20 protein-coding genes and 2 tRNA genes are annotated in these 22607 nt (G+C 69.5%); 6 read left to right on the forward strand and 16 right to left on the reverse strand.

Annotation, left to right across the window (positions count from 1 at the left end; all coding sequences use genetic code 11):
• Positions 1 to 29 precede the first annotated feature (29 nt).
• From HOV91_RS03520 to HOV91_RS03535, 4 genes are all read right to left on the reverse strand, one after another.
• Positions 30 to 102, reverse strand: a tRNA-Glu gene (locus tag HOV91_RS03520).
• A gap of 146 nt (positions 103 to 248) precedes the next feature.
• A tRNA-Gln gene (locus HOV91_RS03525) sits at positions 249 to 320 on the reverse strand.
• Between the two features lie 115 nt (positions 321 to 435).
• Complete coding sequence (gltX, locus tag HOV91_RS03530) at positions 436 to 1926, reverse strand: glutamate--tRNA ligase (protein WP_174183962.1); 1491 nt, start codon at positions 1924 to 1926, stop codon at positions 436 to 438.
• A 13-nt stretch (positions 1927 to 1939) separates the two neighbouring features.
• Entirely contained in the window at positions 1940 to 2713 is a 774-nt protein-coding gene (locus HOV91_RS03535) for a fumarylacetoacetate hydrolase family protein (RefSeq protein WP_174183963.1), read from the reverse strand.
• A 207-nt stretch (positions 2714 to 2920) separates the two neighbouring features.
• Here HOV91_RS03535 and HOV91_RS03540 point away from each other — a divergent pair, with 207 nt between their 5' ends.
• Positions 2921 to 4138, forward strand: a complete 1218-nt coding sequence (locus HOV91_RS03540; RefSeq protein WP_174183964.1) for an MFS transporter — start codon at positions 2921 to 2923, stop codon at positions 4136 to 4138.
• Positions 4139 to 4320: 182 nt separating this feature from the next.
• Here HOV91_RS03540 and HOV91_RS03545 read toward each other — a convergent pair whose 3' ends face one another.
• Together HOV91_RS03545 and serA are read right to left on the reverse strand one after the other, a co-directional pair.
• A complete protein-coding gene (locus HOV91_RS03545; RefSeq protein ID WP_174183965.1) occupies positions 4321 to 5328 on the reverse strand; it encodes a 3-isopropylmalate dehydrogenase in 1008 nt (335 codons plus the stop codon).
• Between the two features lie 281 nt (positions 5329 to 5609).
• Entirely contained in the window at positions 5610 to 7208 is a 1599-nt protein-coding gene (gene serA, locus HOV91_RS03550) for a phosphoglycerate dehydrogenase (protein ID WP_174183966.1), read from the reverse strand.
• 141 nt (positions 7209 to 7349) lie between these two features.
• Here serA and HOV91_RS03555 point away from each other — a divergent pair, with 141 nt between their 5' ends.
• The 3 genes from HOV91_RS03555 to HOV91_RS03565 all read left to right on the forward strand — a co-directional run bounded on the left by HOV91_RS03555 (position 7350) and on the right by HOV91_RS03565 (position 10944).
• Positions 7350 to 7904: a TetR/AcrR family transcriptional regulator gene (locus HOV91_RS03555; protein ID WP_174183967.1), complete on the forward strand. Its 555-nt coding sequence runs from the start codon at positions 7350 to 7352 to the stop codon at positions 7902 to 7904.
• Between the two features lie 74 nt (positions 7905 to 7978).
• On the forward strand, positions 7979 to 9685 hold the full coding sequence (locus HOV91_RS03560) for an alpha/beta fold hydrolase (protein WP_174183968.1): 1707 nt from the start codon (positions 7979 to 7981) through the stop codon (positions 9683 to 9685).
• Between the two features lie 452 nt (positions 9686 to 10137).
• Positions 10138 to 10944 carry a nucleotidyltransferase domain-containing protein gene (locus tag HOV91_RS03565; protein WP_174183969.1) on the forward strand — a complete coding sequence of 269 codons (807 nt, stop codon included), beginning with the start codon at positions 10138 to 10140 and terminating at the stop codon, positions 10942 to 10944.
• A 3-nt stretch (positions 10945 to 10947) separates the two neighbouring features.
• Here the strand turns inward: HOV91_RS03565 and HOV91_RS03570 are convergent, their stop codons facing one another.
• From HOV91_RS03570 to HOV91_RS03615, 10 genes are all read right to left on the reverse strand, one after another.
• Positions 10948 to 11484, reverse strand: coding sequence for a winged helix-turn-helix transcriptional regulator (locus tag HOV91_RS03570; protein ID WP_174183970.1), 537 nt, complete (start codon positions 11482 to 11484; stop codon positions 10948 to 10950).
• A 123-nt stretch (positions 11485 to 11607) separates the two neighbouring features.
• Positions 11608 to 11811 (reverse strand): cold-shock protein, encoded by a 204-nt coding sequence (locus tag HOV91_RS03575; RefSeq protein WP_014987157.1) that lies wholly within the window; start codon positions 11809 to 11811, stop codon positions 11608 to 11610.
• A 512-nt stretch (positions 11812 to 12323) separates the two neighbouring features.
• Positions 12324 to 14165, reverse strand: a complete 1842-nt coding sequence (gene iolD / locus HOV91_RS03580; RefSeq protein ID WP_174183971.1) for a 3D-(3,5/4)-trihydroxycyclohexane-1,2-dione acylhydrolase (decyclizing) — start codon at positions 14163 to 14165, stop codon at positions 12324 to 12326.
• The gene (gene iolB, locus HOV91_RS03585; RefSeq protein WP_174183972.1) at positions 14156 to 15052 is read right to left on the reverse strand and encodes a 5-deoxy-glucuronate isomerase; all 897 of its coding nucleotides are present in this window, start codon (positions 15050 to 15052) and stop codon (positions 14156 to 14158) included. Before iolB ends, iolD begins: the two co-directional genes overlap by 10 nt.
• A gap of 79 nt (positions 15053 to 15131) precedes the next feature.
• Positions 15132 to 16025, reverse strand: coding sequence for a Cgl0159 family (beta/alpha)8-fold protein (locus tag HOV91_RS03590; protein ID WP_174183973.1), 894 nt, complete (start codon positions 16023 to 16025; stop codon positions 15132 to 15134).
• 118 nt (positions 16026 to 16143) lie between these two features.
• Positions 16144 to 17082: a 5-dehydro-2-deoxygluconokinase gene (gene iolC, locus HOV91_RS03595; protein ID WP_174183974.1), complete on the reverse strand. Its 939-nt coding sequence runs from the start codon at positions 17080 to 17082 to the stop codon at positions 16144 to 16146.
• Positions 17083 to 17101: 19 nt separating this feature from the next.
• A complete protein-coding gene (locus HOV91_RS03600) occupies positions 17102 to 17881 on the reverse strand; it encodes an ATP-binding cassette domain-containing protein (protein WP_174183975.1) in 780 nt (259 codons plus the stop codon).
• Positions 17878 to 18918 carry an ABC transporter permease gene (locus HOV91_RS03605; RefSeq protein WP_174183976.1) on the reverse strand — a complete coding sequence of 347 codons (1041 nt, stop codon included), beginning with the start codon at positions 18916 to 18918 and terminating at the stop codon, positions 17878 to 17880. Before HOV91_RS03605 ends, HOV91_RS03600 begins: the two co-directional genes overlap by 4 nt.
• Positions 18919 to 18935: 17 nt before the next feature.
• Positions 18936 to 19946 (reverse strand): sugar ABC transporter substrate-binding protein, encoded by a 1011-nt coding sequence (locus HOV91_RS03610; RefSeq protein WP_246349784.1) that lies wholly within the window; start codon positions 19944 to 19946, stop codon positions 18936 to 18938.
• A gap of 3 nt (positions 19947 to 19949) precedes the next feature.
• Positions 19950 to 20846 (reverse strand): TIM barrel protein, encoded by an 897-nt coding sequence (locus tag HOV91_RS03615; RefSeq protein WP_174183977.1) that lies wholly within the window; start codon positions 20844 to 20846, stop codon positions 19950 to 19952.
• A 248-nt stretch (positions 20847 to 21094) separates the two neighbouring features.
• Between HOV91_RS03615 and HOV91_RS03620 the strand changes: the two genes are divergently transcribed.
• Both HOV91_RS03620 and HOV91_RS03625 read left to right on the forward strand, forming a co-directional pair.
• The gene (locus HOV91_RS03620; protein ID WP_174183978.1) at positions 21095 to 22096 is read left to right on the forward strand and encodes a LacI family DNA-binding transcriptional regulator; all 1002 of its coding nucleotides are present in this window, start codon (positions 21095 to 21097) and stop codon (positions 22094 to 22096) included.
• A gap of 61 nt (positions 22097 to 22157) precedes the next feature.
• Positions 22158 to 22607: Gfo/Idh/MocA family protein (locus HOV91_RS03625; protein WP_174183979.1), on the forward strand; the 450-nt coding region annotated here is incomplete at its 3' end.

The raw sequence follows: 22607 nt of genomic DNA on the forward strand, positions 1-22607 counted from the left end.
TGCTCATGAGCATGGGCCTTTCACTGGTGTAGCCCCGACGGGATTCGAACCCGCGCTACCGCCTTGAGAGGGCGGCGTCCTAGGCCGCTAGACGACGGGGCCAGGACTGCTTCTCACTGACGTGAGGAGCGCCGTGGTTGATCTTTCGATCAGGAGGCTCGGCTAGCTTAACCGGCCGAGGCCTGGCGACCAAATCGCCAGGTGGTGATTGATTCCGGCCGCGAACCGAAGTCGTTCAACACTCTCCGCTGGGGTACCAGGACTCGAACCTAGAATGGCTGAACCAGAATCAGCTGTGTTGCCAATTACACCATACCCCAATGACCAGGTCGTTCATCTGCGAGTCTGGATGACTCGAGACCGTGTTCCGGGCCGAGAAGAAGAGTACCAAACGGCTACGGGTTAACTACAAATCGCCTGGTCAAAGCCATGTTCTCAGCCTTGTGACGGGACCTGGCCCGGTTCCTTCCAGTCCAGCGCCGAGCGCAGCCGGTCCAGGGTGAGGCCGCGGCCGAGCAGTTCCAGTGATTCGTACAGCGGCGGGCTGATATGCGATCCGGTGACCGCGACCCGCACCGGGGAGAAGGCTTTGCGCGGTTTGAGCCCGAGATCGTCGATCAGCGCCTTTTTCAGCGCCGCTTCGATCGCCTCGGTGGTCCACTCGGCCAGCGGCTCCAACGCGGTAATAGCGGCTTGCAATACCTCGGTCGCGCCGGGACCGAGATTCTTGGCCCCCGCCGCGGGGTCGATCGCGAACTCGTCCGCGGGCGCGAACAAGAAACGCAACAGGTCCCAGGCGTCGGACATCACGACAATCCTGGTCTGTACCAGTTCGGCCGCCGCGGCGAACACCTTCTCATCGATTTCCGCGCCGATACGGTTGTGCTCGGTGAGATACTCCCGCAGCCGGTGGGCGAAATCACCCGGTGCCAGCAATCGGATGTGCTCGGCGTTGAGGGCGTCCGCCTTCTTCTGGTCGAAACGCGCCGGATTCGAATTCACTTTCGAAATGTCGAAGGCCTCGACCATCTCCGCCATGGAGAACACGTCGCGGTCCTCGGACAGGCCCCAGCCGAGTAGCGCGAGGTAATTCAGCAAACCCTCTGGGATGAATCCGCGGTCGCGATGGGCGAACAGATTCGACTCCGGATCACGCTTGGACAACTTCTTGTTGCCCTGCCCCATGACGAAGGGCAGGTGACCGAACTCAGGAGTGAAATCGGTGACCCCGATCCGGCGCAGCGCGGCGTAGAGCGCGAGCTGCCGGGGTGTAGAGGAGAGCAGGTCCTCGCCGCGCAGCACGTGGGTGATCCGCATGAGCGCGTCGTCGACCGGGTTGACCAGCGTATACAGCGGCTCGCCGGTGCCGCGGGTGAGCGCGAAGTCCGGGACGGCGCCCGCCTTGAAAGTGGTCTCACCGCGCACCAGATCGTGCCAGGACAGGTCCGCGTCGGGCATCCGCAGCCGGATCACGGCCGGACGGCCCTCGGCCCGGTATGCCTCGATCCGTTCGGGCGTCAGATCGCGATCATAGTTGTCGTAACCGAGCTTCGGATCGCGTCCCGCGGCACGATGGCGGGCCTCGACTTCCTCCGGCGTGGAGAACGATTCATATGCCTCACCGGCCTCCAGCAAACGCCGAACCACGTCCAGATGCAGATCTTTCCGCTGCGACTGGCGATATGGCTCATAGGGCCCGCCGACCTCCGGCCCCTCGTCCCAGGTGAGGCCGAGCCAGCGCAGCGCGTCGATAATCGCGCGGTAGGACTCCTCGGAATCGCGTGCGGCATCGGTGTCTTCGATACGAAAGACGAATGCGCCACCGTGATGGCGGGCATAGGCCCAGTTGAACAGCGCCGTCCGGATCAGGCCCACGTGCGGTGTTCCGGTCGGTGACGGGCAGAATCGGACCCGTACTTCAGTCATGGCTCTCTTTCGATCAGCGTTTGGCGGCAACGGGATTGGTGAGGGTTCCGATGCCCTCGACGGTCACCGACACCTGCTGCCCCTCGCGTACCGGGCCGACGCCCTCGGGGGTGCCGGTGAGGATGACGTCACCGGGCAGCAGCGTCATCACGGTGGTGACCCACTCGATGAGCTTCGGAATGTCGTGCAGCAGAAGCGAAGTGCGGCTGCGCTGGCGCACCTCGCCGTCGAGTTCGGTGACGATCTCCAGATCCGATGGGTCCAACGAGGTTTCGATCCACGGACCGAGCGGGCAGAACGTGTCGTAACCCTTGCCCCTGGTCCACTGGCCGTCGTGGCGCTGCTGGTCGCGGGCGGTCACGTCGTTGGCCGCGGTGTAGCCGAGCACCACGTCCAGCGCGCGGGCGGCGGGCACGTCCTTGCAGGGACGGCCGATGACGACGGCCAGCTCACCTTCGTAATCGACCTGAGACGAACTGGGCGGCAGGATGATCGGGGCGTTCGGCCCCACGATCGCGGTGTTCGGCTTGAGGAAGATCACCGGGTCCTCGGGCGCGGGGCCGCCCATCTCGGCGGCATGCGCGGCGTAGTTCTTGCCGACGCAGACCACCTTGCTGGCCAGGATCGGCGCGAGCAACCGCACGTCGGCCAGCGGCCAGCTCCGTCCGGTGAACGTCGGTGTGCCGAACGGGTGTTCCGCGATCTCCTTGGCCACACTGTCGCTTCCGTCGCCTTCGATGCTGACGAAGGCGACTCCATCGGGACTGGCAACTCGACCTAGACGCATTCCCGGAGTCTATCGACCCGCCGCCACCTGCCCGAACGCGCCCGACCGGCTGGTACGGAATCCGCGCGGACGCGGCGGCTGGGCGCGCTGTGAGCAGTCCGACAGCCATGACCGTCGAGCCGGGGCGCCGTTCGGGTGTACGGTGAGCGCAATAGTTCATAAAGTGGGAATTAGTTCCCAAATAATGAGATTTCCGAGGTGAAGCCGATGGCGACCGTCACGCAGATCGACGACGTTCGGCGCTGGTCCATGCTCGGCCTCGGCGTCTTCGCGCAGGCCTCCAGCGCGGTCTTCATCCACGGCGTCCCGTTCCTGCTGCCCGCGCTGACCGACCGCGGCATGCCGCTGGCCACCGCGGGTCTGCTGGTCGCCATGCCCACCGTTGGCCTGGTGTGCACCCTGATCGCGTGGGGCTACCTGGTCGACCGGATCGGCGAGCGCAAGGTGCTGGTCGGCGGTCCGCTGCTGATGCTGGCGGCGGGCTGCGCCGCGGCGGCCACCACCGACGATCTCGCCCTGGGCGCGTTGCTGTTCCTCGGTGGCGTCGGGGCGGCGAGCACCAACGGCGCCAGCGGGCGGGTGATCGTCGGCTGGTTCCCGCCGCACCGGCGTGGGCTGGCGATGGGCATCCGGCAGACCGCGCAACCGCTGGGCGTGGGCGTCGGCGCGTTGGCGATTCCGGCCGTCGCCTCGGCCTACGGTGTGCCCGCGGCGGTTCTCGTTCCCGCGCTCATGGCGGGCGTGGCGACCGTGGGTTGCCTGATCGGCATCGTCGACCCGCCGCGTCCCGCCCGCTCCGCCGCCGATCCGCGGGCGCGCGCCAATCCTTACCGCGACGACGCCACGCTGTGGCGCATCCATCTGGTCTCGGTGCTGCTCGTGGTCCCGCAGGGCACCGTGTGGACCTTCGCGCTGCTGTGGCTGCACCGCGACATCGGCTGGTCGCTGGCCGCCGCGGGCGCGCTGGTGACCGTCACCCAGATCTTCGGCGCACTGGGCCGCATCGGCGCGGGCGCTTGGTCGGATCGCGTGGGCAGCCGGATGGGCCCGCTGCGGACGGTCGCCGTCGCCGCCGTGCTCTCGATGGCCGCGCTGGCGCTGTTCGCGTGGACCCACTGGTGGTGGGCCGCCATCCCGCTGCTGATCGTCGCGTCGGTGATCACCGTGTCCGACAACGGATTGGCCTTCACCGCGGTCGCCGAGATCGCCGGTCCCTACTGGAGCGGCCGGGGCCTCGGCATCCAGAACACCGGCCAGAACCTGGCCCTGGCCGCCGTCCCTCCCGTATTCGGCGCGCTGATCACCGCGAGCGGCTTTCCTGCCGCCTTTCTCCTCGCCGCCGTCACGGCCGTAGCGGCAGTCCCCCTCGTCCCCCGTGACGCCGGCCAGGGACCGAGCCCGGACTCGGGCCGCGATCAAGGATGAGCCGCGCCCAAGTGTCGTAGTAGGCGGCCGCCCCCGTGGTTCCAGTCGAAGATTCCTGATTTGCGCCGCTGAGCACCGGCAACGCCGTATGCCGGACGACGGCCGATGCGCGCTGCCCGCACCGACGGTTGATCGTAGGAAGGTCTCGTTTCCCCGAGAAACGAGACCTTCCCGCGGAACGGTCAGAGAGTGGCGGCGATCCGGTCGCCGATCTCCACCGTCGACGCGACGCCCGCGCGGGACTCGAGGTCCTTCGCGACGGCCGACTCGATGCGCGTGGCCGCCTCGGTGTCGCCGAGGTGGTTGAGCAGGAGGGAGACCGAGAGGATCGCCGCGGTGGGGTCGGCCTTGGACCGGCCCGCGATGTCCGGTGCGCTGCCGTGCACCGGCTCGAACATGCTGGGGTTCGTCCCGGAGGCGTCGATGTTGCCGCTGGCGGCCAGCCCGATACCGCCGCTCACCGCGGCGGCGAGATCGGTGATGATGTCGCCGAAGAGGTTGTCGGTGACGATCACGTCGAACCGGCCCGGATCGTTGACCAGGTGGATGGTCGCGGCATCGATGTGCTGGTAAGCCGTTGTGACATCCGGGAATTCGGCCGCGACCTCGTCCACGGTGCGCTGCCACAGCGAGCCCGCGAAGGTGAGCACGTTGTTCTTGTGCACCAGCGTCAGGTGCTTGCGCCGGGCCTGCGCCTTAGCGAAGGCGTAGCGCACCACGCGCTCGATGCCGAAGCGGGTGTTGGTGCTGACCTCGGTCGCCACCTCATGCGGAGTGTCGACGCGAATGGCGCCGCCGGTGCCGGTGTACGGGCCCTCGGTGCCCTCGCGCACGACGACGAAGTCGATCTCCGGGTTGCCCGCCAGCGGGCTGGTCACGCCGGGGAACAGCTTCGACGGCCGCAGGTTCACGTGGTGGTCGAGCGCGAACCTGGTACGCAGCAACAGTCCGCGTTCGAGCACGCCGCTTGGCACCGACGGGTCGCCGATCGCGCCGAGCAGGATCGCGTCGTGCTGCTTCAGCTCGGGTAGCACCGAATCCGGCAGGATCTCCCCCGTCGCGTGGTAGCGACGCGCACCGAGGTCGTACTCGGTCTTCTCGACACCGGGCACGACCACGTCGAGCACCTTGAGCGCCTCGGCGATGACCTCGGGCCCGATCCCGTCGCCCGGGATGACAGCAAGCTTCATGAAAATGCTCCGTTCGATGTTGCCGGTCTCGCGGCCGCCACAACGTGCGGCCCAAGGCGACCGTCGCGTGCGCGTATCGTTCCGGCCCTGGTGACCGCAGCACCGTCACGGTACTCGCCGGCGGCCGGACCGCCGAGCACCGGGCGCGAGGACGCGGCGCACCGCGTACTCGCACCGATCCGCGCGCCGGTGGCGCGCCGACCGAGAGACCGGCGCCGCGCACGAGTCCTCGTGCGCGGCGCCGATTCCGCCTGTATCGGGGCGCTGCGACCCCGATTCGATCAGGTCAGGTCGACCTGGACGACTTTGGCCGCGCCGACCGACTCGGCGATCGCGTCCTGCACGTCGGCGGGCACCTCGCGGGCCACGCGCAGCACGACGGTGGCGCCTTCTTTGTCGACGTCCTGGGTCAGCTGCGCGGCCAGAATGTCGACCTCGGCCTCGCCGAGCTTGGTGCCGATCCTGCCCAGCGCGCCCGGCCGGTCCTCGTAGTTCAGGATGGCCAGGTTCAGGCCCTCGGCGCGCATATCGTAGTTGCGGCCGTTGATGTTGACGATCTTCTCCACCAGCTGCGGCTCGGTCAGCGTGCCCGCGACGTTCAGGGTGCTGCCGTCGCCGAACACGGCGCGCAGGTCGACCACGCTGCGGTGGCTGGGGCTCTCCGACGCCGTGGTGACCTCGGCGGTGATGCCGCGGTCCTTGGCCAGCGCGGGCGCGTTGACGAAGGTGACCTGGTCCTCGACCAGCGCGGAGAAGATGCCGCGCAGCGCGGACAGTTCCAGCACCTCGACCTCCTGCGCGGCCAGCTCGCCGCGCACCTGGACCTCGACGCTGACCGGCAGCTCGTTGGACAGCGCGCCGAGCAGGGCGCCCTGCTTGCGGACGATGTCCAGCCAGGGGGCGACCTCTTCGCCGACCGTGCCACCGGTGACGTTCACCGCGCCGGGCACGAACTCACCGGCCAGGGCCAGCAGCACCGACTTCGCGACATCGGTGCCAGCGCGATCCTGGGCCTCGGAAGTGGAGGCGCCCAGGTGCGGGGTCACCACGACCTGCGGCAGGTCGAACAGCGGGCTGTCGGTGCACGGCTCGGTCTCGAACACGTCCAGACCGGCGGCGCGCACGTGGCCGGACTTGATCGCCTCGGCCAGGGCGGTCTCGTCGACCAGGCCACCACGCGCGGCGTTGACGATGATCACGCCCGGCTTGGTCTTGGCGATGGCCTCCTTGCCGATCAAACCCTTGGTCTCCGGGGTCTTCGGGAGGTGGATCGAGATCAGGTCGGCGCGCTCGAGCAGCTCGTCGAGGGTCAGCAGCTCGATGCCCAGCTGCGCGGCGCGCGCGGGCGACACGTAGGGGTCGTAGGCGACGATCTTGGTCTCGAAGGCGGCAAGGCGCGCGGCGAACAGCTGGCCGATGCGGCCGAGGCCGACGACGCCGACGGTCTTGCCGAAGATCTCCACGCCGTTGAACTTGCTGCGCTGCCAGGTGCGCTCGCGCAGGGTGGCGTCCGCGGCGGGGACCTGGCGGGCGGCGGCCAGCAGCAGGGTGACCGCGTGCTCGGCGGCGGTGTGGATGTTCGAGGTGGGCGCGTTCACGACCATGACGCCGCGCTCGGTGGCGGCGGGCACGTCGACGTTGTCCAGGCCGACACCCGCGCGGGCGACGATCTTCAGGTTCTTCCCGGCTTCCAGGACCTCGGCGTCGACCGTGGTCGCCGACCGCACCAGCAGCGCGTCGGCCTCGGACACCGCGGCCAGCAGCGCAGGGCGGTCGGGTCCGTCGACCCACCGGACCTCGACACCGTCACCGAGCGCGTCGACGGTCGACTGGGCGAGCTTGTCGGCGATCAGAACTACAGGACGGCCTGCTTGGCTCACGTGGAGTACTCCTGGGGATGGGGTCGGCAATTACCGCCGACCAGCTTAGTGCGCGCGATTTCCGGCTCGGCTACCCCCTGGTAGTCGGCCGTCGTCAGTCTCGCGCTGGTAAAAATATGAAGACCGGTCTACAGTTACGGCATGGGCGTCAAGGGCACCGAAACTCGCGGCAAACTCGTCGACGCGACGCGCACGCTGATGGAGCGGCACGGCTACTACGGCGCCGGGCTCAATCAGATCCTGACGGCCAGCGGCGCGCCGCGCGGTTCGCTGTACTTCCATTTCCCCGGCGGCAAGGACGAATTGGTCGCGGCGGCGATCGGCCAGGCGGGCAAAGAGATCGCAGCCCTGATCGACACGATCGAACCCGGTGACGCCGCCGCGGCCGCGAGCAGCCTGCTGCGCGCGTTCGGTGATCGGCTGGAAGCGTCCGGCTGGCAACAAGGCTGCCCGGTCGCCACCGTGGCGTTGGACGTGGCGGCGGCGAACGACGCGGTCCAAGCCGAATGCGCCGCCGCCTACGCCGCCTGGGAACAGGCGCTGCGGCTGCGACTGCGGGCCGAGGGCCGCGAGGACGCCGACGACCTGGCCGCCGCGGTGCTCGCCATGGTCGAGGGGGCGCTGCTGCTGGCGCGCGCGCAGCGCAGTCGCGAACCCCTGGAACGCGTCGAACGCACGCTGCGCACCCTGCTCTGAGGCCGGACGGTTGCGCCGATCGGCTCCTTTTCGTGTCGCCAAAATATGTAGACCGGTCTAGTAAGGAGAATGTCATGTCCGACAGCATCGTCTTCGGAGCCGCGGGGTTCCTCGGCCGCGCCGCGGTCGCCCGGCTCCTCGAGCAGGGGCATTCCGTCACCGCCGCCTTGCGCTCCGGCAGCGAGGAGCGGCTCACCGGTTGGCTGCGCCGACGCGGCGTCGACCCGAGCGAGCTGGAGATCGTCGCGTGCGACGTCACCGCCGAAGACCTCGGCCTGCCCGCCGGGTTCGATCCGTCCGGCATCCGCGACGTGTACAACTGCGCGGCCCGCTTCGCCTTCGGACTGGCGCCCGAGGACGCGTACGCGGTCAACGTCACCGGCGCGCTGCACGTACTGGAGTGGGCCGCCGCCCTGCCCGGCCTGCGACGCCTCGTCCACATCACGGGGTACCGGATCACCGTCGAGCAATCCGACGAACAGCACTATGAGAAGGGCGCTTACGGCGCGTCCAAGTTCGAGTCCGATCCGCTGCTGCGGCGACGGGCCGCCGAGCTCGGCGTCGCGCTGACCATCGCGAACCCGAGCAGTGTGATCGGCCCCGGTCAATACGTCGGGCTCGCCGGCGTGGTCGAGCAGCTGTGGAACGGGAAGCTCCCGGCCACTCCCGGCGGGGCGGATACCTTCGTGCCGATCGTCGATCTGGACTACTTCACCGACTTCTTGATCAGTCTCCCCACCCTGCCGGATACCGCGGGCCGGTCCTACACGGTTCTCGACGATCGAACTCCCGTGTTGCCGAAGCTGCTCCGACTGCTGGCCGGGCACCTGGGGGTCCGCGCGCCGCGGTTCTCGATTCCGGTCGGCGTCATAGCGAAACTCCCGCGCTCGCTCACCGGCGCCGATCCGGAGTCGCTGACCTTCATCGCCGACGACCGCTACGACACGTCGGCCGCGCAGGAGGTGGCCCGCCGCGCCGGACTCACCATGCCGCCGACCGAGGCGACCGTGCTCGCCTGGGCCGATCATCTCGTGGCCAGCCGGTTCGGCGCGGCGACCGACGATCCGACCGCCGGTTTCGAAAACGGGATCTGGGTGAGCGGCGAACGGGAATGCCCGGACTATGTTCTGGTACACGGCCTTCCGCTCGACGGTGAGTCGTGGAACGCGGTGCGCGCGGAGCTGGACGGGCCGAGCCTGGCCGTCGACCTGCCCGGTCTCGGACGCTCGGCGCCCGGTGACCACGATGCCGTGCTGCCGGGATTGCTCTCCTCGGTCCGCACCCGCCCCGTGCTGGTCGGCCACTCCCTCGGCTGCGGTCCGGTGCTGCGGTACGCGGCGGAGCATCCCGAGCGGATCTCCGGCGTGGTGCTGGTGGCGCCCGCGTTCCTGCAACCGCGTTCCGGCGTGCTGCTGCGCTCGCCGCTGGCGACGGTGGCGATGCGCCGCGTGTCGGCCGGCAAGCTGGCGAGTCGGCTCGGTGTGCCGGAGAGCGCCGCGATCGCCGGCGCCGCGGCGAATCTGCGCAGGCGCGGCGTCGCCGCTCGCACCGTAGCCGCCCTGCGCCGCGCGAGCGCCCCCGCGCGACGCGAGGAGCTGCGCGCACTGCTCGAGCGGATTCCGGCGCCGGTGCGGATCGTCACCGGTTCGGCCGATCCACTCACTGTCGCGACCGCCCGGGACTCGGTCTCGATCGAGGGCGCGGGCCACTACCCGCAATTGACCCATCCCGCACGGCTCGCCGCCGAACTCACTCGCGTCGCCGCCGTCGCGGCGCACTGAGCCCGGCCCGGCGCTTCCATCGCCACGCCGGGGCACGCCTGTCGCGGCAGGGGCAGGCCGCGGATAGCGGCGGGCCCCCGCGCCATCGTGTCGATGGTCGTGTGGGGCCTGTCCTACGGCGGCGTCTCGGTGACTACCCAGACCTGAGTCTTCGCCACGTCCCCGCACGCCAAGGAAGGCGCTTCCGCCCTGCTCACCGGGGTTTCGACGCCGCCATCGCACTCGGGTCGCTGATCGGCGGGCTGGCCACGGACGGGCTCGGCCTCGCCGCCGTGCTGTCGCTCGGTGGCGCGCTGGCCGCCGGCGGGATGCTCGTCGCCGCGTTGGAAAACGGGCAGCGAGCGGCGAGCGGGCGTCGTGCCGTAACAGCGCCGTCGAACAGTCCTCCCATAGCCGTGAGCGGCGGCGAAAATCAGCTGCGGCAACCCTTTTCGGCACCTACGATCGCGGTCATGTCCTTGCGCGCGATTCCGGCTTCGATGGACCCGGCGGTGGTCGGGTCGATCGATGGCGAGCTGGATCGGGTCGAGCGGGAGCACCGGGTGTCGATCCGGCTCGCGATCGAGAGCGGCAGCCGCGCCTGGGGGTTCCCGTCTCCCGATTCCGACTACGACTGCCGGTTCGTGTACGTCGCGGCGCTGGAGACCTACCTGTCGCCGTGGCGCACCCGGGACGTGGTGGAGACGCCGCTCACCGACTTGCTCGACGTGAACGGCTGGGATCTGGCCAAAGCGCTGCGGCTGCTGGTGCAGGGCAACGCCGTGCTCATCGAATGGCTGATGTCGCCGATCGTCTACCGCGGCGACCCGGCATTCCGGGACCGGCTGCGCACCGTGGCCGACGAAGTCGCCGACCGCGACAAGGTGGCTCGGCACTATCTGCACCTGGGCGTCAAGCAGTGGGCCTTGTTCGAGCGCACCGGGTCGCTGAAGAAGGTGTTCTACGCGTTGCGTCCGGCGATGGCGCTGCGGTGGCTGCGCGAGCATCCCGCGGCGGCGGTGGCGCCGATGCATCTGCCGACGCTGCTGCGGGAATGCGAGCTGCCCGCCGAGTTGACGGCGGCGGTGACCGAGCTGACCGACCTGAAGTCGCGGACCCGGGAGATGGGCAGCGGGTCGGCGCCCGCGCCGGTCACCACGTTCATCACCGCTGAATTCTCCTGTGCCGCTGAGACATTCGGCAAGTCAGGCGGCCGCGACCTCACCCGGGCCCGTGCGGTCACCGCGGAGTTCTTCCGCTCCGAGGCACTGGCGGGCTGACTCCTACGCCCCGGGGGCCGCTGCGGCCGCCCGCTCGTCCGCGTCGGCGGATTCGGCGACCGCCTCGGCGTATGCCCGCGCGAGCTGTCGCGTGGCCGACGGGCGGTCCGGGTTCGGGCGGGGGATGCCGAGATGGCTCTCGCGTAGTTCGTCCATGAACTCCGCCCACAAGCTCGGGCCGCCCGCCTCGAGCAGTTCGGCCCGCACCCGAAGATGTTCGGTGGTCGGGCGATGCCGCAGACCCCACGCGCCGAGCTGCGCCATGACCGGCACCAATTCGATCGCGGGTTCGGTGAGCCGGTATTCCGCCTTCTGCCCCGGCCTGGCGTCCTCCCGGCTCAGCAGCCCCGCCGCCACCAGGCGCTTGAGCCGATCGGAGAGGATGTTGGAGGCGATGCCCTCCTCCGAACCGGCCAGCAGTTCGCGGAAGTGGCGCCGGTCGCCGAACATCACGTCGCGCAGCACGAGCAGCGTCCACCGATCGCCGATCACCTCGATCGTCGCGTTGATCGGGCACCCGGAACGGCCCTGCTCCCGCATCCGGCGCTCCTCTCGATCGGCGACTACTGCTTGCAATATACAATCAGCACGGCCGTCCGGACGCGCACAGAGGAAAGGCCCCACACCGTCCCGGTGCGGAGCCTTTCGGAAGCTAAGTCGCGATCAGAGAACGCGGACGTCCTGGGCCTGCGGACCCTTCTGTCCCTGGCCGATCTCGAACTCCACGCGCTGCCCCTCATCGAGGGACCGGAAACCCGAGCCGCTCACAGCCGAGTAATGCACGAAGACGTCGGGCCCCCCGCCGTCCTGTGCGATGAAGCCGAAGCCCTTCTCGCTGTTGAACCACTTCACAATGCCTTGAGCCATTTCATACTTTCTGTAGACGAGCCAGGTAGGTGTTATGAGATGCCCTGGTCTCGTAGATCAACGATGCCATGATCCGATGAATTCCTCACGTTTCGGACCATCAACTGTGAGCTAACGCTCACGACGTCGCCTCGGCGGGCGTACAGCTGAGTCGGCGCTCACGCGCGCGCTGTTCTTGGTTCACTTGCCGACACTCGTTCACGAGCGGACTGCGCCTGTCACCTCCCACGTTCGGTCCGGGTCCGATCCGGGCAACACCACCGGACCCGTCACGCGAGTACCCACACTCCGCCCTGGATAACACCCGCCGTCCGCCCTCGATGAACACAACCCATTCGGAGGGGCCGCCGCGCCCGACATCATGGAACTCCTTCTTCGACGCGGCTCGGCCTCGATCCGCAGGTGCTACCAATTTGCTTGTGCGGCAACAGAATTCAGTTTACCGCACGCACGCGTCGACATTTCAGCCTACGTCCGCGGGGCCACAGGGCGCACTGTTCGTTAAGTTCTGTTCACGGCCGGAGGTAGCGCAGCTGACGCGGTTTCGTCTCCTCGTAGCTCGCGCGGCCCGGCAGATGCTCGGGCACGCCGACCTCCCACCAAGCACCCGCGTCGGTCCACGCCGCGGGCTGCGTGCGCACGACGAGCACGGCCGGACGGTGCTCGGCTGTCGCCGCCGCCCGCGCCCGCGCGTAGGCGTCCCGGAATTCGTCCAGGTCGCGGGCGGTGAAAACCGAACAGCCGAGTGCGGCGGCATGGGCGGCGAAGTCCACGCGCGGCGGATGGTCGTGCGTGGTGCGGCAGTCGGCGTAGAAGTTGTTGAACGGCTCGCCGCCCTGCCCCTCTTGCAACCGGGCGATCACGGCGTAGCCGTCGTTGTCGCACACCACCGCGACGAAGGCGTGGCCGGCGAACGCCGCGGAGAACAATTCCGAGTTCAGCATCAGGTACGAGCCGTCCCCGAGCAGGGTCGTCACCACGCCGCCGACGTGCGCCATGGCCGCACCCCACGCACCCGCCAGCTCGTAGCCCATGCAGGAGAAGCCGTACTCCACGTCCATGGTCGGCGCGCCGCCGCTCGCTCGCCAGCCGCCGACGAGTTCGCCGGGCAGGCCGCCGGATGCCGTCATCACGTAATCGGCCGGCCCGCTCAGGTCGTTCACCGCACCCACCACTTGGGCGTAGCTGGGGGGGCCAGGGGTCGGTGCGCGCAGACCGTCGATGTGCGCGTCCCAGGAGCCGCGCAGTGCGGCGGCTCGCTCGGTCCACTCGGAGTCGACGCGCCACTGCCCCAGCTGCCCGGCCAGTTCGCGCACGGTGACCTCGGCGTCGCCGACCACCGCGAGGGCGCCGTGCTTGACGGCGTCGAACCGGGCCACGTTGATCGTGACCAACCGGACGTCCGGCGCGAAGACCGTCCAGGACGCCGTGGTGAAGTCCTGCAATCGGGTCCCGATCGCGAGGACGAGATCGGCTTCGGCCGCCATCGCGTTCGCCGACGCCGAGCCGGTGATGCCGAGTGGTCCCGCGTACAGCGGGTGATCGTGCGGCGCGAGGGTGCGACCGGCGGTGGTCTCCACGACCGGAATGCCGTGACGCTCGGCGAACTCCAGCGCGGTGGGTCCCGCGCCCGAATAGCGGACACCGCCGCCGAGAATCAGCAGCGGGCGTTGCGCACCGCGCAACGCGGCCACGGCGTCGCCGAGTGCCCGCAGGTCCGGGCGCGGGCGCGGAAGTCGGTGCGCTACCGGGTGGAAAAGCGTGCCGGGGAAATCGTAGGTCTCGGCCTGGACGTCCTGCGGCAGCGCCAGGACGACCGGACCGGCGTCGGCCGGATCCGTGAGCACCCCGACCGCTTGCGGCAGGGTGGCGATCAGCTGTTCCGGACGGGTGATGCGGTCGAAATACCTGCTCACCGCCCGGAACGCGTCGTTCACCGTGACGGTCGGGTCGCCGAAGTGCTCGACCTGCTGCAGGACGGGGTCGGGCGCCCGTCCGGCGAAGGTGTCACCCGGGAGCAGCAGCAGCGGAAGACGGTTCGCGTGCGCGACGCCCGCCGCCGTCACCATGTTGAGCGCGCCGGGGCCGATCGACGACGTCGCGACACCGACCTGACGCCGGTGGGTGGCCTTGGCATAGCCGACGGCCGCGAGCGCCATCCCCTCCTCGGTGTGCCCGCGCCACAGCGGGAGTTCGGCGCGCCGCTCGTGCAGCGCGGTGCCGAGGCCGAGCACGTTGCCGTGACCGAAGATGCCGAAGACGGCGGGGAACAGCGGCACTTCGCTGCCGTCGAGTGTCTCGGAACGCTGGGCGATCAACCAGGCCACCAGCGCCTGCGCCGTGGTCAGTCGCATCGCACCCGCCCTTCGTGCGAGGTGACCGGGCAGCGCGGATCGAGGGGCTCGTCGTCCCAGCGCCCCCGCACCCAACTGTGTGCCGGGTCGTCGCAGAACGCCATCGATCGCTCGGAGGCTGGACCGGCCAGCACGTTCAGGTAGTACATGGGGTAACCGGGCGCGGCGACGCACGGCCCGTGATAACCGCGCGGGATCAGGAAGACGTCACCGTCCCGAACCGCGACGTTCTCGCTCACCGTGCCGTCCGGCGTGTAGGTGCGGTGCATGCCGAAGCCTTCACGGGACGGCGTGATCCCGTCCCGTCCGGCGATACGGAAGTAGTAGATCTCCTCGTTGACGACTTCGCATTCGCTCACTTCGTCGTGCTTATGCGGCGGATAGGACGACCAGTTGCCGTCCGGGGTGATCAGCTCGCAGGCGTTGAGCTTGTCCGCGTGCTCCCACACGCCGGGTATCCCGAAGTTGGTGACCTGGCGCGTCGCACTGCCCGCACCCCGGACTTCGACCGGGACCTGCTCGGCAGGGCCGTATCGCGGCTCCAGCCGTCGCGTGCAGCGGGCCATCGGAAGCGCCACCTCCAGGTCGCCGCCCTCGGCCACCAACTCCACCTCGGCGTCGCGCGGGACGTAGGCGAAATCCGTCACGCGGGTGAAGACCGAATCCCGCCCGGCCAAGCTGAAGGCCGCGCCGTCCACGCGCACCGTGCACGCTCCGGCAAGCGGCAGGACGAACGCCTCGAACTCGCCCGTCCGCACGATCCGCGACGCGCCCGCGCCGATCCGCAGCACCCGCAGCCCGGCGTAGGTCCATCCGGCGTCCTCGGGGGTCAGCAGGATCGGATCACCGTCACGGCGCAGCGAGCCTTCCGGCCGATGCAGTGTCATCGTGTCTCCTCCATACAAGCTTCGCGGGCCGCTCGCGGCGGTGTCGGTGCCCAGCCGTGTCCGGCGACGGTCCCGTGCCTCAACGGGTTTCCTTCAGAAGGCGAGCGGCTGAGTCCACCGCCCGCGCGACGTCGCCGTCCGGCGGATACAGCAGGGTGCGCCCGACGACCAGCCCGCGGACCACGTCGTGGCCGAGCGCCCCGCCCCACAACGCGCGATCCACCGCTTGGTCGCCGGAGGGCGCGCCGCCGAGCACGAGCACCGGCAAGGTGGTCGCGTCCAGCACCGAGATGTCGTGTGGCGCGGGAATCTTCAGCCAGGTGTAGGCCGAGGTGACGCCGAGACCGGAAGCCACCGTGATCGCCCTCGACAGCGACAGCGCGTCCTTGCTCATCACCAGCGCACCGGCGTCGTCCCGGTGGTACGGCAACGGCTCGACCATCGCCATCAGCTCGTGCGCCGCCAACGCCGAGACCGCTCGGGCGCAGGCTTGCAGCGTCGGCACGGTCCCCGCGTCGGAATCGACCAGGCGCAGCAGCATCTTGCCGCCGTCGAGACGGAAGCGGGCCAGGGAGTCCGCGTCGTATCCGGTGAAGCGGTCATCGATCTCCCATTCCGCGCCCGCCAGACCGCCGCGGTTCATCGACCCGATCACGACCTTGTCGTCCAGCGCGTCCAGCAACAGCAGTTCCTCGACCACGTCCGGGGAGCCGAGCACACCGTCGACGTCCGGGTTGGCCAGCGCGATCAACAGCCGTTCCAGCAGAGTGCGCCGATCGGCCATGGCGGTGCGGTCCGCTCCGACGCCCAGCGCGCCGCGAGCGGGGTGATCGGCGGCGACCAGGAACAGTGTCTGCTTGCCCGCCAATAGGTCGGCGCGGCGCACTCGTTGCGCGTAGGCCCGTTCGACCGCCGCCGAGTCCGTCGCACGCACATGCAGTAACTCGCGCCAGCGCTCGTCGGTCACGTACATGGCAGATCCTCCTTCCGCGCTCGATACTCAGCCGCTCGTCTGATCCGCGCCCCGCTCGACCGCACTGCTTCGCCGACCCGCGGCTCACCCGCAGCGGTTCCTCGATTCCCATGCCGGTTCAATCGCACAGCAGTTCCTCGATCTCCGCGCCCGTCGGCATCGCGTCCGCGCAGGCCAGACGTGCGGCGACCAGTGCGCCCGCCGCGTTGGCGTAGGTGGCGATGCGCCGTGGGTCCCACTCCGAGAGCAGGCCGTGGATCAGCGCGCCGCCGAAACCGTCACCCGCGCCCAGCCCGCACACCACGTCCACCCGGCACGGCGGCACCGTCCAGCGTTCCGCGGCGGTGGCCACCAGCACGCCCTCGCCGCCTTGCTTGATCACCGCCAGGCGTACCCCACGGTCGAGCAGCCGGTCGGCCGCCGTGTCCGGGTCGGCGGTGCCCACCGCCACCTCGGCCTCGGCGCGGTTGCCGACCACCACGTTCACGTGGTCGACCATCCACCCGATCTCGGTCCGCGCGGTGTCGACATCGGGCCAGAACATCGGCCGGTAGTCCAGATCGAGCACCGTGTGCCCGCGTCGGGCACGCCGCAGCAGCATCTCCCGCTGCGTGCTGCGCGCCGGTTCCGCGCTCACTCCGGTACCCGTGACCCACAGCAGCGGCACGGCATCCACGACTTCCCAGGGCACGTCGCCCGGAGTAAGGGTGAGATCCGGCGCGATCGGCGCACGGTAGAACAACAGCGGCGGATCGGACGGCGGCAGCAATTCGCAGAAGACCACGGGCGTCCGGAGGTCCGGCGCGGTCGTCACATAACGGGACGAGACGCCGAAATCCTCCAGCGCCATGCGCACGAAATCGCCGAAGCCGTCGGGGCCCACCTTGGTCAGTACCGCCGAGCGACGGCCGAGCCGGGCGGCGGCCACCGCGACGTTGGTCGCGGTGCCGCCGAGCGACTTCGCGAAGCTACGCACCTGCGCCAGGGCGACGCCGCTCTGTTCGGGATACAAGTCCACCCCGACCCGGCCGACGGTCAATGCCTCCAGCTCGGTCACGAACTCGCCTCCTCCGTATTCACGGCGTCACGCGCCGCAACTCGTGCTGCAACGCCTCCAGTTCCGCCCCGCCCGCCATCTGCCGGGTCAGTTCCGGCAGCTCGATCTCCGATTTCTCGTACGAACCGAGCACCGCGCCCCGCTTCAGCAGCAGGAACCGGTCACCGACCGGATAGGCGTGGTGCGGGTTGTGCGTGATCAACACGACGCCGAGCCCGCGTTCACGTGCCCGCACGACGTACTTCAACACCACCCCGGCCTGTTTCACGCCCAGCGCGGCCGTCGGCTCGTCGAGGATCAGCACCTTCGCGCCGTAATGAACAGCGCGTGCGATGGCGACGCATTGCCGCTGGCCGCCCGACAGCGTGCCGACCGGCTGTTCCAGATCGCGGATCTCGATGCCCATGTCCGTCAAACCGGTTCGCGCTGTCTGGCAGCCCTTCTTGCGGTCCAGCAACCGGAACGGGCCGTACCCGTAGGTTGGCTCGGAGCCGAGCACGAAGTTGCGCCACACGCTCATCAACGGCACCACCGCGAGATCCTGGTAGACCGTGGCGATACCGCGATCCAAAGCCTCCCGTGGTGATGCGAACCGGACCGATTCGCCTTCCACGCGCAATTCGCCGCGGTCGTGCCGGTGCACCCCGGCCAGAATCTTGATCAGCGTCGACTTGCCCGCGCCGTTGTCGCCGAGCACGCAGGTCACCTCGCCCGCGTTCACCACCGTGGACACCTCGCGCAGGGCGACGACGCCGCCGTAGCTCTTGCCGAGGCCCACGGCCTCGATCAGGGCAGTCATCGGCGCACCCTTTCGGCCCGTTTCTGGAATCTGTTGTTGACCAGCACCGCCGCCAGCAACAGCACACCGAGGAACAGCATGAACCAGTCGCTGTCCCAGCGGGCGAACACGATGCCCTGGCGCGCCATGCCGAAGATCAACGCGCCGATCGCGGCCCCGATCGCCGAACCGAAGCCTCCGGTGAGCAGGCATCCGCCGACAACGGCCGCGATGATGTAGTGCAATTCGAGCCCGATGCCCTGGTTGGCCTGCACGCTCGTGAACCGCAGGATGTTGCAGGAGCCGACCACCCACCCCGCGAACGCGGTGCCCATGAACAGCAGGATCTTGGTGCGGTCCGCGGGCACGCCGACCGCACGTGCGCTGGGCAGCGCACCGCCGACGGCGAAGATCCAGTTCCCGAACCGGGTGCGGACCAGAATGAGCGCGGCGATCGCGGTCAGCACGATCCACCAGACCACCGAGGCCTGGATGTGCGCGTCGCCGATGTCGAGGGTGGAGGCGAACACCCAGCCCGCCGACTGGTATCCGTCCGCACTCCGCACGCCCGACACCTGCACCGTGTCGGTGACAAGCCGGGTCACGCCGAGGTTCAGGCCCTGGAGGGCGAGAAAGGTGCCCAGCGTGACGATGAAACTGGGCAGGCCGGTGCGCATCACCACCCAGCCGTTGAACGCGCCGACGACCAACGCGAACACCAGCGCGGCCAGCAGCGCGAACCAGACGTTCCACCCGGCGTGCACCGCGAGCAACGCCGTCACCAGCGCCGTGGAGGCGGTCATCACGCCCGCCGACAGGTCGAACTCGCCGCCGATCATCAGCAGCGCAACAGCCACCGCCATGATGCCCAGCGTGGACGCGTCGTCCAGCCAGGTCGCGACGCCGAGCGGGCTCAGGAACCGGTCGGTGACCAGGGAGAAGAACACGAACACCAGCAGCGCGCCGAGCGCCGCGCCGATCTCCGGCCGCACGGCCAGGCGTTGCAGCGGCGCGAGTCCCTCGTGCGCCGTCTCGGAAGTCTCTGTGGTGGCTGTCATTTCATCGGCTCCCGACCTCAGCGCGTGCCCTGCGCGACGAGCGCGGCGACGGCTTCCACATTGCTCTTGTCCACGAAGCCCGGTCCGGTCTGCACCGGCGCGCCGCCGCCGACGGTGTTCAGGTTCGTCCGGTACAGCCGCAGCAGCACGATCGGCAGGTAGCCCTGCTCGAACTGTTGCTGATCGACCGCGAACAGCAGTCTTCCGGCTCGGATCGCCTCCACCACATCGGAATTCAGGTCGAACGTGGCGACAGCGGCGGGCGACCCGGCCTCCCGGACGGCGTCCACGGCCCGCGCCGCGACCTGCGAGTTCAATGTCAGAACCGCGTCGATGGACCGGTCGGCCTCGATCGCGCCCTTGATCCTGGACTGCGCGTCGGTCGGATTGTTGATGTCCACCTGGAGCGTGCTCGCGGTGCCGAAGGCTTTCGTCGCGCCCGCGCAGCGTTCGTTCGCGCCGATATTGCCCGCCTCGTGGATGACGCACAGCATCTTCGCGCGCCCGGCCTCGGCGAGCCGTTCGCCCGCGGCCTGCCCGGCCAGTGATTCGCTCTGACCCACATGGACGAACGCGCCGAACTTCGCGCTCTCGGACTCGCCGGAATTGATCGTCACCACGGGAATGCCCGCAGCGACGGCTCTTTCGACGGACGCGCGAAGCGCCTGGGGATCGGCCATGGAGACGACGAGTCCGTCGACCCCTTGCGCCACCGCGTTGTCGATCAGCTTCGCCTGCTGCCCCGGATCGCCGGAAGCGTTGTAGTCCACCCGGACACCGAGATCCTTCCCCGCGGCCTGCGCGCCGTTCTTGACGACGTTCCAGAACGCGTCGCCCGGACTGCCGTGGGTCACCACCGCGACCGCTTTCACCGCGCCGACGCTGATCGGCGTCTGCGAAGGGGCGGGCGCGTCGGCGCCGGGACCGCTGCACGCGGCCAGCAGGGCGGCCGCGGCAATCCACGGCAGCAGGCGGCGGTGATATCGCGCGGTCGCGCCGCGCCGTGGTCGAAGGGACATCGTCGTCATCGCCTAGATTCCGGCCGCGGTGAGCGCGATGTCGGCGAGGTACCGCAGGCTGCGCGCGGTGTCGCCACTCGGCTTGGCCGTCGAGTCGGATGTTCGCAGCGCGGCGTCCTGCTCCAAGACGTACCAGCCCCGATAGCCCGCGCTCCGCATCGTGTGCACCAGTGCCGCGATGTCGACGTCGCCCGCACCCAGCGGGACGTACAGTCCGCGGCGCACCGCCTCGCTGTACTCCAGCTTCCCGCCGCGTACCTGGTCGGCCAGGGGGCCGCTGACGTCCTTGAGATGGATGTGCCCGATCCGCCGGGCGTGCCGCCGCGCTAGCCGCACCGGATCGGCCCCGCCGACGAGCAGATGCCCGGTGTCCAGGCAGATGTCGAGATCGGTATCGGCGAGGAACCGCTCCACCTCGGCCTCGCTCTCCACCTGGGTGCCGACATGCGGATGCAGCACCGTGCGCAGGCCGTGCGCGGCGGCTGCGTCGCGTATCTCGGCGGCGGTGTCGATCAGGGCGCGCCACTGCGCGTCGTCGAGTCGCGGGCGCGCGTCGTATCCGCCGAGACCGGTCGCGGCGGCGAGCACGAGCACTTCCGCGCCCGTGGCGGCCAGCAGCGTGGCGGTGCGCTCCGCCTGCGCGAGGGCATCCCGCCGGTCGCGGTGCAGCACGACGGCGAGGAAGCCGCCGACCGCGGCGATACCGAAGTCCCCGAGCAACTGTCGCAGTGCGCCCGGGTCGCGCGGCAGATAACCGGGAGGCCCGAGTTCGGTGGCGAACAGGCCGAGCGCGGCCATCTCCGACAGAACGGTGCGCGCGTCGAGCACGCGACCCCAGCCGGGGACCTCGCAGACTCCCCAGGAGATCGGCGCGGCCGCGAGGCGCAGCGGGTGCAGGGATTCGGTCATCGGCACTTCTCCGACCTTCGATATCGAGTTGGCCCCGTTCTATTGGAGCGCTCCAACTATGTAACGCAGGTCATAGGGTGTCAAGGACTTCCGGAGCGGCCACCGAAAGAGGCACTACCAGGCTTTATTGCGGAAATCCCCGCTGGAACCGTGCGCGTCGAGTCCGATTAGAGCGCTCTATTGCTCCACTCGCACGCACCGCGTATCGTCCGTCCCGGCAGGAGTCGCGGACGCGGAACGGAGGCGACATGGCACGGCCGACCATGGAAGACGTCGCCGCGCGTGCGGGCGTCTCCCGCGCTCTCGTCTCGCTCGTCATGCGCGACTCTCCCAAGGTCAGCGAGCACCGCCGCCGCGCCGTGCTGGACGCGGCGAAAGACCTCGGCTATCAACCGCACTTCCTGGCCCGCTCGCTGGCCAGCCGGACCTCGAACCTCGTCGGTGTGCTGGTCTCCGACCTGCGCAACGCCTTCTTCGCCGACGTCGTCGAAGGCATGGACGACGCCGCGCAGGAGTCCGGCCTCGAACTCATCCTCAACACCGGCCGGCGCAGCGCCGACCGCGAACGCACCGCCTTGGGCAGCCTGCTCGCGTTCCGGCCCGGTGGTGTCATCCTGCTGTCCCCGATCCTGCCCGCCGCCGTCATTCGCCAAGCGGCGCAGCAGGCTCCGCTGGTGCTGGTGTCGCGCACCTCCACCGTCGCGGGCATCGATACCGTCAACGACGACGGCGAGGCAGGCGCCGCCCTCGCCGTCGATCACCTGGTCTCGCTCGGGCACCGGCGCATCGTCCACCTCGACGGTGGCGGCGCTTTCACCTCCGCGCCCCGCCGTAAGGGTTATCGCGCCGCCATGCAGCGCCACGGTCTGGAACCGATGGTCGTGCCGAGCGAGCACACCGACTCCGCGGGCACGGCCGCGGTGCGCAAACTCCTGAACCTGTTCTCCCACGACAACTTTCCCACCGCGCTGGTGTGCGGCAACGACTTCAACGCCGTCGGGGCGATGGCCGCGCTGGAGGAAGCGGGCTTGCGCGTGCCGGAGGACGTCTCGGTGGTCGGCTACGACAACACTTCGCTGGCCGCCCTGCGCCACGTCGCGCTGACCACCATCGACCAGCCCCGCGTCCGGATGGGCCGCCTGGCGATCGAGGCGCTCACCGAACGACTCCGCGACGGCCGCACCGTCCCGGTCCGCCGCCGGTTGAAACCTTCGCTCGTCGTCCGCGCCACCACGACCGCTCCACGCTGATCCACCACCGAGCTCTGCTGCCCACCCACGCACGTCGCGATTCCATATATAAGGAGAGCCGATGTCACCTCACCGAGCCGTCACCCTGGGTCTCGCCGGAACCGGCCGCATCGGGACCTCGCATGCCGAGATCCTGCGCAAACTCCCGAACGTCGGCACCGTCCTGGTCGCCGACGCCGACGCCGACCGCGCCCGCACCACCGCCGCCGTGCTCGGCGTCGAATTCGCCCCCGACCTCGACGCCCTCTTCGCCGCCGACCTCGACGGCCTGATCATCGCCACCGCCACCCACGCCCACCCCGAACTCATCATCCGCGCCGTCGACGCGGGCATCCCCGTCTTCTGCGAGAAGCCCGTCGCGGCCGACATCACCGGCACCCTCGCCGTCATCGAGCACACCCGCGACTCCGCGGTCCCCGTCCAGATCGGCTTCCAACGCCGCTTCGACGCCGGCTACCGCGCGGCCCGCGAAGCCATTCGCTCCGGGGCGCTCGGCTGGCTGCACACCTTG

The sequence above is a fragment of the Nocardia barduliensis genome, from assembly GCF_013315795.1.
Lineage (GTDB): Bacteria > Actinomycetota > Actinomycetes > Mycobacteriales > Mycobacteriaceae > Nocardia > Nocardia barduliensis.